Source organism: Thalassotalea psychrophila, assembly GCF_031583595.1.
Taxonomy (GTDB): Bacteria; Pseudomonadota; Gammaproteobacteria; order Enterobacterales; family Alteromonadaceae; genus Thalassotalea_A; species Thalassotalea_A psychrophila.
Genome location: NZ_CP134145.1, coordinates 3877003 through 3890598, shown reverse-complemented (window position 1 = coordinate 3890598; position 13596 = coordinate 3877003). Strand labels below are relative to the sequence as shown.

Below are 13596 nucleotides of genomic sequence, written 5' to 3'. Positions count from 1 at the left end.
GTTTATTTATCAATAGCAATTTCGGCGCGGTTGCGGCCTTTGCTTTTGGCAAGATAAAGAGCATTGTCGGCAATACTCATCGCGCGGATCAGGTTAGGCTTTTCATTAATGTTTCTTACGGGAGTCATTAATGTTGCCCCCAAACTTAAGGTGATGTGCGGTGCAATGTCTGAATCAGGGTGAGCGATATTTAGGGCGTTAATGCTCTCAATAATTTCATTTAGTTTCATTTGTAGACCCGAAAAATCTATACCTCCGAACAATATTACAAACTCTTCTCCACCATAGCGGGCAACAATATCATTAATTCGACGGCTTGACATAGCTAATGCTTTTGCAACTTGTTTAAGAGCTTCGTCGCCTTGCAAGTGACCGAGAGAATCATTGTATTTTTTAAAATAATCGATATCACACATTACGATAGCAAAGGGAATATTATTACGATGTAAGTGTGCCCATTCTTTGGCAAAATGTTGTTCAAATGCCAAGCGGTTGGGAACTTGGGTGAGAGAGTCTGTTGTACTGAGTTTTTCCAATTGCAGCTGCTGGTCTTTTACCGTGTTAACCAAGTGGTTAAATTCGGTTGAAAAAAATTGAAATTCACTAATTTTTGTCTGGCTTTCTATTGGCGCAATAGATTTAGTATTCGCCATGGCGGTGATTTCATTATTGATGTTTTTAATTGCTTTTAAAAACAGTTGTCGTATCAGCAAGTACATAAACGCTAAAATGCTTAGCTGCACCATTATTGAGATGACAATTTCAGAGGTTAAAATTTTCGGATCGTATTTTTGTTGGTGCTTCACATTAAGCACGAATAAAGGCTGTTGATTAATGTCCTCCACCAACCAATAATCAGATGCCTTTATATCTTTATCTTGCAGCATCAAATTTATTTTTTGTGTGTGCTTATATTTAGGGCTAAAGGGAATGATTGTAAGGCTCAGTTGCGTTTCTTTGCTGAGAATATCCGCCGTGTTTTGATCAAATCGCTGGAAAAATATCATTTTTCCGGTACTTGGTTTTCTCGCATCTGTATCGGTAATATTGGAAATGCTAAATATCATCGCGCCATTTTCTGTGCTGAACATACCCACTGGATTGGCATCACCACCCTTGTTAAAGTTGAGTAAATTAGTGGCTGAGAATTTTCCATTGTCATCTAATTTACTGAACACCAGAGCCTTTTCACGACTATGATCCCAACCTTTCTTGAACAGGATATTATTGTTATGGTCTACTATAAATACCGCATCAATCCCTAAGTTAATAAATGTTTGATCGGCAAAATTACTGATTAAATACTCGCTGTTTTGGTCGGCAATGAATGCATAAGTGTCGTCCCAAAGCGCATAGTCTTTGTTCATCATGTATAAATTATTAAATGTTTGCGTTAGAGAGTAATAAAGTGCGTTTAATTCACGTTTATAAAGCTTTTGAACAGCCCGTTCTTCAGTCGGTATTTCAACAAAATAGCGATAACTTATGGTGATAATTATCATTAATAACGTCAAAAGAAACCATGACCATTTCATTAATGTATTTATCGATATTTTTCTAAGCATTACCGGGGGTATCCCATAAATATACATTCGCAAAGGATTATATAATCATAATTTATGCGATATAGATATTGTTTAATTGCTGTAAATATTTCCTACTTAGTATAGATTAGTTTGTCCTATTGAAGTCAAAGATTGCCTAAATGTCTAATACTGAAACCGAAATAAATATAAAAAAACCTAAACGCTTACTGTCGATAGATGCTCTAAGAGGCTTTGACATGTTTTGGATCCTAGGAGCTGAAGGCCTATTTTCAGCGTTATTTGTAATCACCGGCCTGTCTTTTTTTAATTTGGCCGCTAATGAAATGCTGCATTCAACTTGGCATGGATTTACGTTTTACGATTTAATATTTCCGCTGTTCATTTTACTGTCCGGTGTGAGTTTAGGTCTTGCTGCCAAACCGATAGCTGGACTGCCTAAACAGCAGAGAAATGAGAAGTATCGCCACGCGGTAAAACGCTTAGTTTTACTACTCTTATTAGGAGTAATTTATAATCATGGCTGGGGTACAGGTATTCCAGCAGATTTTGGTGAAATAAGGTATGTAAGCGTGCTTGGTCGTATCGGTTTGGCCTGGTTTGTTGCTGCTATGCTGGTTTGGCACTTTAAAACAAAAACTCAGCTGTATATAACCGCCGCGATATTTATTGGATATTGGTTAATATTATCGTTCGTTAGTATAGGTGATTTTGGTGGTGGTAATTTAGGCCCCGAGTTTTCGATTAATGCTTGGGTAGATCAAACCTTGATGCCAGGGATTCGCTACCAAAACTTAGCCGTTGATCCTGAAGGCTTATTGTCAAATTTAGGCTCTATATTGAATTGTTTAGTCGGTGTGTTTATTGGCCGATTAATGAGTGTACAAAAACAATTTCCTAAAGTATTGCTACGTAATTTATTGATTATAGGAGTGCTTGCATTAAGCCTAGGCTGGTTATTAAACTCTATATTACCGGTAAATAAAACATTGTGGACACCTACATTTGTATTAGTCACAAGTGGTTGGAGCGTACTGTTTCTATCGCTTTTTTATTGGCTGATTGATATGCAACACTGGCAAACGTGGGCTAAGCCTTTTGCCATTATAGGCATGAACTCTATTATTATTTATTTAGGCACTGCTTTGGTAAATTGGCAGTATATGGTTAATAGCTTATTTGGTGGGGTTTTGTCTCCTTTGAGTGAGGGCTGGCAGGCGTTATTTTCTATTGTATTTTTATTATTATTGCAATGGCTGTTGCTCGCATGGATGTATCGTAACAAAATATTTATTAAAGTTTAGTTAACTTCCTTTCACATCATCAATTAGAAAAAGCCCATAAACGATGTTTATGGGCTTTTTAAATTTATCCTTGAGTCAACTTAGAAGTACCAATCAAGACTTCAAATTTGTACATACATATAATTTGTAATACCTCGTAACATCTTGCTTGGTTACATTTTTTAACATTTTGTTACCATACACTCAGATAAGTAGAATTACTAAGGTGAGCAGCTGTGGCCACAAAGAAACAAATTATTATACCTTTCATTGTATTAATTACTGGAGTTGGTGCAATGATGGTATTTTCTTCGATGAAAAAACCGCCTGAAGAAAAAAAGAATGTTGATTTAACTCCAATTGTAGCGGTACAAGAAGTCGAAGTTATGCCGATAAACTTAGATGTGACTTCCTATGGTGTAGTGCAGCCTAAATATGAAACTGAAATGGTCGCTCAAGTAAGTGGCCAAATAATGTCATTGTCAGATGATTTTGTGCGTGGAGGTTTTATTAAAAAAGGCCACATACTCGCAACAATTGATCCAAGCGATTATGAAGCTGCACTCATTGAAGCTCAGGCAAGTTACGCCTCTGCAATAGCATCTTTAGAGCTAGAAAAAGCTCAAGGCAAAGTAGCAGAGCGCGAGTGGCAAAGAATTAAAGATACATCCCCTACAGAGCTTAGTTTGCGTAAACCTCAACTAGCACAAGAAATGGCGCGAGTGAAAGCCTCTCAAGCTGCAGTAAAGCGAGCAAAAAGAAATTTAGAACGAACAAAAATTACTTCCCCATATGATGCAATGATCGCCAACCGTGAAATTGGCTTAGGCTCATTTGTTGGTGTAGGGAGTAAAATAGGAAAGCTACTTAATATCTCGATTGCGAAGGTAAGGTTACCTGTTGCAGATAATCAAATTCAATTTTTATTGGCTAATGGTGAACAAGCTGAAGTTTTATTAACTAGTGACTACTCAGGTAAAAAGCAGCAATGGCGCGCGACAATAGCGCGTTCGGAAGGAGTAATCGATAATAGTTCACGAATGAACTATTTAGTTGCTGAAATTGAAGACCCTTACGGTTTAAAAAGTGGCACTACGCCAATTCGATATGGTACTTATGTAAATGCTCATATCGCGGGTGCTAATATGGACTCTGCTGTATTGGTACCTAGACATTTAGTTGTTGCCAACCAGGTAGCTGTTTTAGACAGTGAACATAAACTGCGTTATAAAACGGTAGAAATTGTACGCCAACAAGGAGACAAAGTTGTTATTTCTGCAGGTCTTGAACAAGGCGAATTATTGATCACTTCAGCGCTTGATTTTCCTGTATCTGGAATGAATCTTGCCTTGGTTAGTGGTGATACTGAGAAAGATGATGAACTTGAAAATGCTGAAACGCAAATAGCGCAAAAAGGTCAGTAATTATGATTGATACAAATAAAGGCATTATTTCTTGGTTTGCCCGAAACCCTGTAGCTGCAAATTTATTGATGATCATCATTATTATTGGTGGTCTATTAACGATGGGGACAATTCGTAAGCAATTTTTCCCGCAAGTTGAAATTAATTGGCTTGAATATCAAGCTGTATATCCTGGTGCTGCACCTCAAGAAGTGGAAGAAGGTATAACCATAAAGGTTGAAGAGGCACTTGAGTCTGTACAAGGCTTAGAGAGGATGATCACCTATTCAAATCGTAATTTATCTTACGGTTGGTTCAGGGTAAGTGAAACTTACGATCCACAAATAGTGTTAGAAGAAGTAAAATCGCAAATTGACTCTATCTCATCATTCCCAGCTGGTATGGAAAGGCCTACAGTTGAACGTATTAAACTGCGTCAAGAAGTGCAATATATTAGCTTGTATGGGGATATGAGCCAGAAGCAACTGAAGGACTTTGGCCGAAAAATTCATGATGAAATTCAACAGTTACCGCTAATCAATGTATCGGAATTTTATAGCGGCTTGAACTATGAAATTGGAATAGAAGTCAGTAAAGACAAACTTAGAGAGTATAAGCTTTCGTTTTCACAAGTTGCTGATGCCGTGAGAAATTGGTCGCGCAATATGTCAGCGGGACAGATCCGTGCCCAAAATGGTTATATAAATTTACGGGTGGAAAATCAGGCTTATATAGGTCATGAATTTGAAAACCTGCCGTTAATCACCCGTGCAGATGGTTCGACTATTTTACTAGGTGAAGTTGCACAAATTTCTGATGGTTTTGAACAAGGTATTCAATATTCCAAATTTAATGGAAAAAATTCAGTCACTTTCTTTATTGGTGCTGCCAATGATCAAAGTATTACTGATGTTGCTAAAGTTATAAATAGGTACATTGATGATAAGCAAGATCAATTACCAGAAGGCGTTCATTTAGAAACTTGGGTAGACATGACGGAATATCTAGAAGGTCGACTTGATTTAATGTTCAATAACCTCATAGGTGGTGGCATTTTAGTGTTCTTAATGTTGGCGACTTTCTTGAGAGTACGATTAGCGTTTTGGGTAATGATGGGCCTACCAGTTTGTTTTTTAGGTACCTTATTATTTATGCCTACAGGTATGATTGATGTGACGGTTAATGTTATTAGTTTGTTTGCTTTCATTCTTGTACTTGGGATCGTGGTCGATGATGCCATAGTAATGGGAGAAAGTGCCCATAGTGAAGTGGAAGAAAAAGGTCACAGTTTAGATAATGTTATTCGGGGAGTGAAGCGGGTTGCTATGCCTGCCACGTTTGGAGTTTTAACAACGATTGCCGCATTTTTACCATTCTTATTCGATGACGGCCCAACGTCAGCATTCGGTAAATCAATCGGTTTTGTTGTAGTTTTATGTTTAATTTTTTCTTTAGTTGAGTCTAAATTAATACTTCCTGCCCATTTAGCCCGGATGAAACCTAAAGTATTTAATCCTAAGAATCCGCTAGATCGGTTCAGAGCATTTATTGATCGAAATTTACGTGCTTTTATTGAAAATAAATATCGTCCATTTTTACAAAAAGCAGTGACATATCGTTATGTAGTCGTTTGTACATTTATTGCATTTATGTTGATTTGTGCTGGTTTGTTTCAAGGGGGGTTAGTACGATTTATTGGTCAACCAAAAATCCCTCATGACTTCCCAAGAATTCAATTAGAAATGAACTTAGATTCATCAGAGCAAGCCACATTATCGGCAATTAAAGCAATTAAGAAATCTCTGTTTGAAGTAGATGCTGAAATTGAAGAAGAATTTGGTACTGCAATGATTTCAGATGTGCAGGTGGATTTAAGACGAAGAACCTCTGCTCGTATCATGGTCAAACTAATTGACCCAGAGTTACGTCCAATGAATACGTTTGAACTGGCTGATCGCTGGCGCGCCAATATGCCGTTAATTCCAGGTGTTAAAAGCTTAAATACTCAAGATAACCTATTTGGTAATGATAGAGATGATGGTGATATTAGTTTCCGCTTAGAAGGGAGTGATGAGACACAGCTCATCCAAGCATCAAGAGAGTTAACAGCTAAATTGAACACATTGCTAGGTGTAAGTGATGTAAATAACTCTCGAATGAATTCTGCTCGAGAAGTACAATTTAAACTGAAACCGTTAGCCTATTCTATGGGGTTAACGTTAAGAGATGTTGCTTCACAAGTTAGTTATAGTTTTTATGGTCTTGAAGCGCAGCGAATATTACGTGATGGCGAAGAAGTTAAAGTGATGGTGCGCTATCCATTAGAGGATAGAAGTTCAATAGGCCATGTGGATGATGTATTAATTCAAACCTCTGATGGTGCAGAAATTCCATTATCTGAAGTCGCAGATATAATCGTTACTGACGGCGTAAGTCAAATTCGTCGAGAAAATGGTAATCGCACTATTAATGTGTGGGCAAATGTCGATGCAGAGCAAGCTCAGCCATTTGAGATTGCCAAGGACATTCGTGAAAATTACATGCCTAATTTGCTTAAAAAGTATCCTATGGTGAAAAGTGAAGTTGCAGGTAAAATTCAAGAAGAAATAGAAAGTCAAAATACCCAAATTCGTGACTTCGTTATCTCACTATTGATTATCTACAGCTTATTAGCTGTGCCATTAAAGTCCTACAGCCAACCGGTTATTATTATGTCAGTGATCCCATTTGGTGTTATTGGCTCAGTACTTGGCCATATGATCATGGGGATTGATTTAAGTGCTTTATCTATTCTGGGTATTATTGCGGCTGCTGGTGTAGTCGTAAATGACTCTTTGGTAATGATTGATTATATAAACAATGCTAAAAAAGCAGGTATTAAGCCTATTATTGCCGTTGTCGATGCTGGTTGTAGTCGATTTAGGGCTATTTTGCTTACCTCAATAACGACGTTCATTGGTTTAGTACCAATTATGATGGAAACGAGTATGCAAGCGAAAATGGTGATCCCCATGGCTGTATCATTAGGGTACGGTGTATTGTTTGCTACTGTGGTAACGTTATTATTGATACCTTGTTTGTATATCGTTGTTACAGATATAAAAAGCTTGTTTAAAAGAAAGCATTCTTACCAATCTGCTGAGCCAGTACTAACTCACGAGGTGGAAGCTTAAAGCAAAGATTTGAATAAAGGGATTGTGAATTCAATCCCTTTTGATTTATCTATTTTCTTATTACAGCTAACTCAAGAGTTACTTGATCAATATCACTTTTAGCAATACGGCTATTAATTTCAGCTCGTTTAGTTGCTAATAAAGAAACACCCTCGATAATCATGTCATAAGCTTTCCATTGCTTTGATTTTCTATTTTGACGCATTTGAAAAGTAATGGTGATGTCTGGCGCATTAATATTAGAAATAATCGCATCTACCGGAACAATCTTTGCTCCATTGGTTGGGCGTTCTGGCTCAAAGCTTACTACTTGATTGTTATACTGGTTAAGGGCTGTTGCATAAGTTTTAACTAAGTAACTTCGCATTGAAATAATAAAGTTTTGTTTTTGAACTTTGCTCATTTTTTTGAGATGTTTTCCCAAAATTTTGAATGCCGCATATTTATAGTCTATCGCTGGCATTAATTCTTGCTCAACAATTTCAATCATTACCTCAGGAGATGTTTTTAACAACTCTTGCTCGGTAGCAATTCGGGTAAATAAATTATTCCCTGTATTGTTAATCACGTTATATGGTGAAAGTTGTTCCTCAACTGCAATACTGTTAAAGCTGATAATGATGAATAGGGAAATTACGAATAATCGTTTCATGGTCATTCCTTGTTTCTTTATGTGAACTGAGATCACTAGGTTAATTCTAGTTAAAATAAATATATTATTTTTAATAATTGCTGTTATTTTACATACCGACCGTGCGGTATGTAAATAATTAGTAAATATTAGTTATACTATTTTGTGCTAAAACAATGAGCTATTGGGTAGGTTTGTTATTTTTTCTTAGGCTACGAATGTATAAACAAAGTTCATTAATTACTTTATCGAACAAATCTTTGTTTTGTGAGCTCTTACTTAAGTTTGATGAACCATTAAAACTGGCAACAATAAAGTAGGCTACTTGGGTGACGTCTATTTCAGGGCGTAATTGTGCGGAAATTCGTTGTAAATTTATCGAGATAAGTTGATTGAGTTGCTGCTGCATATTTAAAATTCTGAGTCTAAAACCCTCGTCAATGCCTGACATTTCTTGACATAAGTTATTTAAAGGACACCCACAAACGATTTCATCACAACTAGATTCTTTACTCATCTGAGTAAAAAACTGACATAATCCCTCGATTGGGTCTTCAACTTCAACGGCAGGTTGCCACATGGCTAAAAACATTGGAGTGAAGACTTCTTCAAAAACCGCGTATCCTAATTCCATTTTATTGGCAAAGTGGTGATACACAGCACCTTTGGAAATTTCACAGCGTTTGATAATTGCCGATAAACTAGTAGCGGTGAAACCATGCTTATGGATCTCATCAGCACTAACTTCTAATATTTTTTGACGAGTTTGATCGGCATCTCTCATAAACTACTACCTCAGCATAATTCTTTACATTCTAACCGACCAATGGGTCGGTTGTAAAATAACTAATTTCTACAAGCTGTTATATGGGAATGGTGATTTAATTCCAATAAGTGAAAGTTTGTCGTATTGGCTTAGTTTAACACAGGCTACATCATCAAGAATAAGTTTAATTTAAATACGCTCGTAAACTTTAAAATTGTAGTTGTGAGGATTCTTATCATCAGCGCAGTGCGCATCTTGTTTAACGCACTGCCAATTATTTTCTGCATTATAATCAGGGAAGAGGGTATCACCATCAACAGCTAGGTCAATTTCGGTAATATAAAGCCGCTGTGCTGCTTTTAAACAGTGTTGGTATATGCTGCCACCACCTATCACCATTATTTCTTCTACATCAGTGACAAGGTCTAATGCAGCATCAACAGAAGTTACAGTTTCAATACCATCTGCCTGATAACTTTCATCGCGGCTAATTACTATGTTTCGACGACCTGGTAATGGAAATCCGATTGATTCGAAGGTTTTTCGCCCCATTATTACTGGCTTTTTTAATGTGGTTTGTTTGAAATATTTTAAATCGGCAGGCATATGCCAAGGCATTTGATTGTCTTTACCAATTACACGGCCATTGGCGTGAGCAACAATCATAGATAATATGGTCATGAAAAACTCTTATTGAATTATATGTTTTTGATGACGCTAGAATATCAAACATTTAAGAGCTTTAAAAACAAAAAAGCCAAACTATACAGTCTGGCTTTTAAATGTAGCAGGAGAGTAATTGTTACTTACGGTACTCTACTTCCACATCGTAATCATCTTCATCCCAATCTTCATCATCAAGGTCGTCAGATAAATCACCAAAACCAGCAATAGTTTCTTCGTGATACGTATCCCATTTGAACTCAACATCTTCAGTTGGAACTTCTTCTTCCACAATTTCTTCTGGAAGCTCTTCAATAAAGGTCATTACTTTGTTCGTTAACTCAGTAGTTCCTTCACGGTTGAACGCTGAAATACTATGTACATCGCCTTGCCAATCTAATGCTTTAATTACGCGCTGCATTACTTCTTCGGCTTCATCTTCCAATAATAAATCTAGTTTATTAAAGACTAACCAACGAGGCTTGCCAGCTAATTTTTCAGAGTATTGGTCAAGCTCTCTAATTATAGTTAAGGCATTTTCTGCAGGATCAGATTGATCGGCAGGTAATACATCTACAAGATGTATAAGCATACGACAACGTTCTAAATGCTTAAGAAATTGAATACCTAAACCTGCACCGTCAGCTGCGCCAGAAATAAGTCCTGGAATGTCAGCTATAACAAAACTGCGCTGTGAATTTAAACGTACTACACCTAAGTTTGGTACTAAGGTTGTAAACGGGTAATCTGCAACTTTTGGCTTTGCTGCGGAAACACTGCGAATTAAAGTCGATTTACCCGCGTTTGGTAAACCTAATAAACCAACATCGGCTAGAAGCAATAGCTCAAGTTTTAAATTACGAATTTCACCAGGAGTACCTAAACTTTTTTGTCTAGGAGCACGGTTAGTACTACTTTTAAAACGAGTATTACCTAAACCATGCCAGCCGCCTTTAGCAACCATTAGTTTTTGTTTATGCTTGGTTAAATCGCCAATCTGCTCGCCAGTGTCTTCATCGATAACACGGGTACCAACCGGAACTTTAAGAATGCAATCGACGCCACCCTTACCAGTACAGTTGCGACCTTTACCATTTTCGCCACGTTGGGCATTATGAAAACGCTCGAACCTATAATCGATAAGCGTGTTCAGGTTTTCATCAGCAACTAAGTATACTTCGCCACCATCGCCACCGTCACCGCCATCAGGTCCACCGTATTCAATGTATTTTTCACGACGGAAACTTACACACCCGCTACCACCGTCACCGGCTTCAACGCGAATTTCAACTTCATCTACAAATTTCATTAGCTTTAATTAAGCTCCAAACATAAATGTATATATCTAATATATTGATCAATAAATTAATATTATAGGTATTAGTATAACCAGTGATTAAAAAAACCACTAATTAGAAACAGTTACTTTTCGTAACTAAACTTAATTTTTGAAATTCAATTATAAAGTTTAATTATTTAAGCAAAAAAAAACTCGCTAAATAGCGAGTTTTTATATTCGTTATCGCTACTGACTATTCAGCAATGATTGATACGAACTTACGGCTTTGAGGACCTTTAACTTCAAATTGTACTTTACCATCTGATAAAGCAAATAGAGTGTGGTCTTTACCAATACCCATGTTAGTACCAGCATGGAATCTAGTTCCACGTTGACGAACGATAATGTTACCCGCTAAAACTGACTCGCCACCAAAACGTTTAACACCTAAACGTTTCGCTTCTGAATCACGACCGTTACGAGTACTACCAGCTGCCTTCTTATGTGCCATCTTTAACTACTCCTATTAACCGTTGATGCCAGTAATCTTCACTTCAGTAAACCACTGACGGTGGCCTTGCTGCTTACGTGAATGCTTACGACGTTTGAATTTAACGATTTTAACTTTATCGCCACGACCTTGAGAAACAACTTCCGCTGTAACTTTACCACCGGCAACATAAGGTGCTCCGATGTTGATGTCGTCGCCATTAGCAACCATTAAAACATTTTCGAATTCTACTGTTGAACCAATTTCTAGTTCAAGTTTCTCTAAGCGAACAGTTTGACCTTCGCTTACACGGTGTTGTTTACCACCGCTTTGGAATACAGCGTACATTTGCTACTCCGTACTGCGCCATTAATAGTGACGCACAAATTAAAATAATAGGTCGCGGATTCTACGCGAAGATTTAGGGCTTAGCAAGCCCAATTAGTAAATTTACTGTAATTATTTACGAAAAATAAATAACAAAAAGTTACCTTTGCTTTTTATTGACCCAAAGCAGGGTGAATAAGGGCTTTAATTGCAGTCTAATTATACTTATTTTGCATAGATATCTTTGCTCTTAGGTAAAATAGTGTAAAATCATCGCCTATATAAAAAGTAGATGAATAATCATTTATTTCATTACCTAAACAATAATTACAAACCAATAAACTATGAACATTAATCAAATCCAAGAACTTGCCAACCATGATATGAGTGCTGTGAATACACTTATTTATTCGCAATTAAAATCTGACGTTGTGCTGATAAACCAACTTGGTATGTATATAGTTAACTCTGGTGGTAAACGTATTCGCCCACTATTAACTGTACTGGCAGCCCGTGCGATGGGCTACCAAGGAGAAAAACATATTTGTTTGGCTGCTATTATTGAGTTTATTCATACTGCCACCTTGTTACATGATGATGTGGTTGATGAATCATCAATGCGCCGTGGTAAAGAAACAGCAAATGAACTTTTTGGTAATAGTGCCAGTGTATTAGTTGGTGACTTTCTTTATACCCGCTCATTTCAAATGATGGTTACTCTTGATGATATGAGCATTATGAAAGTTCTTTCTAATGCAACTAACGTAATAGCAGAAGGTGAAGTTCTGCAATTAATGAATTGTAACGATCCTGACACAACGGTAGAGAGTTATAGACAGGTAATTTATTGCAAGACTGCTAAGTTATTTGAAGCTGCTACTCGCCTTGCTGCTGTTGTTACTGAGCAATCAGAAGATATGGTTAAGGCAATGACCCTTTATGGCATGCATTTAGGTACAGCTTTCCAATTAATAGACGATTTGCTTGATTACACTGCTGATGCCCAAGAAATGGGTAAAAATGTTGGTGATGATCTAGCTGAAGGAAAACCAACATTACCATTATTGCATGCTATGCATAACGGTAATGAAACTCAGCGTGTAATGATCAGAGAAGCTATTGAAACGGGTAATGGCATGGATCATCTTGATGAAGTATTAAAAGCAATGCGTGAAACCGGTGCATTAGAGTTAACGCAACGAATGGCTGAAGAAGAAGCTGAGAAAGCTATTGCAGCATTAGATTGTTTAGCTGAGTCTGAATACAAGCAGGCACTAATCGCTCTTGCACATTTATCTGTAGATCGTAACGCGTAAATAACCTTAAATATTTAATTTACCCGTTCACGAATCATCTGTGCAACTTGCTGCCCCCATATTTTATATAAACCGGCACTTGGATGAAATCCATCCTTAGCAATCATATCGCTGATGCTACCTATTTTAATGGGTAAATGATGGGTGATGCCGTGACAACTTAATTGTAATAATTGATCGAACTCTTCAGCTCTTGCTCCCACATACCAACGTAATGGCTGTGGTAAAGCGGGAATTTTTCCCATTGGTGGAAGAGAGCTTAATATTAATAGTTTAGGACTAAATTTAGCAATTAGTTTTTCTCTTAACTGTAATTGCTTAGTAAGCCATTCTCTTGCACTGATCCTCGAGGTAACGTCATTAACTCCCAATGACGTTATGATCACATCAAATTTTTGTTTTCCAATATTATCAACCTCTTTAATTGTCTCTATAGTTGTTGCTCCAGTTTGAGCATGCAATTGCCAATTAACTTGATGATGACTTTCTAAGTTGCTGACTAGATTACCTAGTAAAGCTTTACGTTGATGCTCAACCCCCACTCCTGCAGCAGCTGAATCTCCAATAATTAATAATTTCAATTGTTTACCAACACCACTTAATCCCTGTCGTAAACCTACGGGTTCAGGTAAGGTTGGCAAAGACTTTCGTACCTTGATACCTTGTAGATAAAATATGGGCATTAATGCAAAGTTAATGAATTTTTCTAACATTATGACTG

The 13596-nt window shown here is 37.1% G+C and carries 12 protein-coding genes; 4 read left to right on the top strand and 8 right to left on the bottom strand.

Features of this window, described 5'->3' with window-relative positions; all coding sequences use genetic code 11:
* Positions 1 to 2: 2 nt before the first annotated feature.
* On the bottom strand, positions 3 to 1565 hold the full coding sequence (locus RGQ13_RS16135; protein ID WP_348390769.1) for a sensor domain-containing diguanylate cyclase: 1563 nt from the start codon (positions 1563 to 1565) through the stop codon (positions 3 to 5).
* Positions 1566 to 1705: 140 nt separating this feature from the next.
* Here RGQ13_RS16135 and nagX point away from each other — a divergent pair, with 140 nt between their 5' ends.
* From nagX to RGQ13_RS16120, 3 genes are all read left to right on the top strand, one after another.
* Entirely contained in the window at positions 1706 to 2848 is a 1143-nt protein-coding gene (gene nagX, locus RGQ13_RS16130) for a transmembrane glucosamine N-acetyltransferase NagX (RefSeq protein ID WP_348390768.1), read from the top strand.
* A gap of 215 nt (positions 2849 to 3063) precedes the next feature.
* Entirely contained in the window at positions 3064 to 4251 is a 1188-nt protein-coding gene (locus RGQ13_RS16125; protein ID WP_348390767.1) for an efflux RND transporter periplasmic adaptor subunit, read from the top strand.
* A 2-nt stretch (positions 4252 to 4253) separates the two neighbouring features.
* The gene (locus RGQ13_RS16120) at positions 4254 to 7403 is read left to right on the top strand and encodes an efflux RND transporter permease subunit (protein WP_348390766.1); all 3150 of its coding nucleotides are present in this window, start codon (positions 4254 to 4256) and stop codon (positions 7401 to 7403) included.
* 49 nt (positions 7404 to 7452) lie between these two features.
* On the opposite strand, the gene RGQ13_RS16115 is transcribed toward RGQ13_RS16120, so the two are convergent.
* From RGQ13_RS16115 to rplU, 6 genes are all read right to left on the bottom strand, one after another.
* Complete coding sequence (locus RGQ13_RS16115; protein ID WP_348390765.1) at positions 7453 to 8055, bottom strand: MlaC/ttg2D family ABC transporter substrate-binding protein; 603 nt, start codon at positions 8053 to 8055, stop codon at positions 7453 to 7455.
* A 160-nt stretch (positions 8056 to 8215) separates the two neighbouring features.
* Positions 8216 to 8818, bottom strand: a complete 603-nt coding sequence (locus RGQ13_RS16110; protein ID WP_348390764.1) for a TetR/AcrR family transcriptional regulator — start codon at positions 8816 to 8818, stop codon at positions 8216 to 8218.
* A gap of 171 nt (positions 8819 to 8989) precedes the next feature.
* Positions 8990 to 9481 carry a type 3 dihydrofolate reductase gene (folA, locus tag RGQ13_RS16105; protein ID WP_348390763.1) on the bottom strand — a complete coding sequence of 164 codons (492 nt, stop codon included), beginning with the start codon at positions 9479 to 9481 and terminating at the stop codon, positions 8990 to 8992.
* 121 nt (positions 9482 to 9602) lie between these two features.
* Positions 9603 to 10772 carry an Obg family GTPase CgtA gene (gene cgtA / locus RGQ13_RS16100; RefSeq protein ID WP_348390762.1) on the bottom strand — a complete coding sequence of 390 codons (1170 nt, stop codon included), beginning with the start codon at positions 10770 to 10772 and terminating at the stop codon, positions 9603 to 9605.
* A 223-nt stretch (positions 10773 to 10995) separates the two neighbouring features.
* Complete coding sequence (gene rpmA, locus RGQ13_RS16095; protein ID WP_348390761.1) at positions 10996 to 11253, bottom strand: 50S ribosomal protein L27; 258 nt, start codon at positions 11251 to 11253, stop codon at positions 10996 to 10998.
* A 15-nt stretch (positions 11254 to 11268) separates the two neighbouring features.
* Positions 11269 to 11580 carry a 50S ribosomal protein L21 gene (rplU, locus tag RGQ13_RS16090; RefSeq protein ID WP_348390760.1) on the bottom strand — a complete coding sequence of 104 codons (312 nt, stop codon included), beginning with the start codon at positions 11578 to 11580 and terminating at the stop codon, positions 11269 to 11271.
* 323 nt (positions 11581 to 11903) lie between these two features.
* Between rplU and ispB the strand changes: the two genes are divergently transcribed.
* The gene (gene ispB, locus RGQ13_RS16085) at positions 11904 to 12875 is read left to right on the top strand and encodes an octaprenyl diphosphate synthase (RefSeq protein WP_348390759.1); all 972 of its coding nucleotides are present in this window, start codon (positions 11904 to 11906) and stop codon (positions 12873 to 12875) included.
* A 14-nt stretch (positions 12876 to 12889) separates the two neighbouring features.
* Here ispB and RGQ13_RS16080 read toward each other — a convergent pair whose 3' ends face one another.
* Positions 12890 to 13516: an SGNH/GDSL hydrolase family protein gene (locus RGQ13_RS16080; protein ID WP_348390758.1), complete on the bottom strand. Its 627-nt coding sequence runs from the start codon at positions 13514 to 13516 to the stop codon at positions 12890 to 12892.
* Between the last annotated feature and the right edge of the window lie 80 nt (positions 13517 to 13596).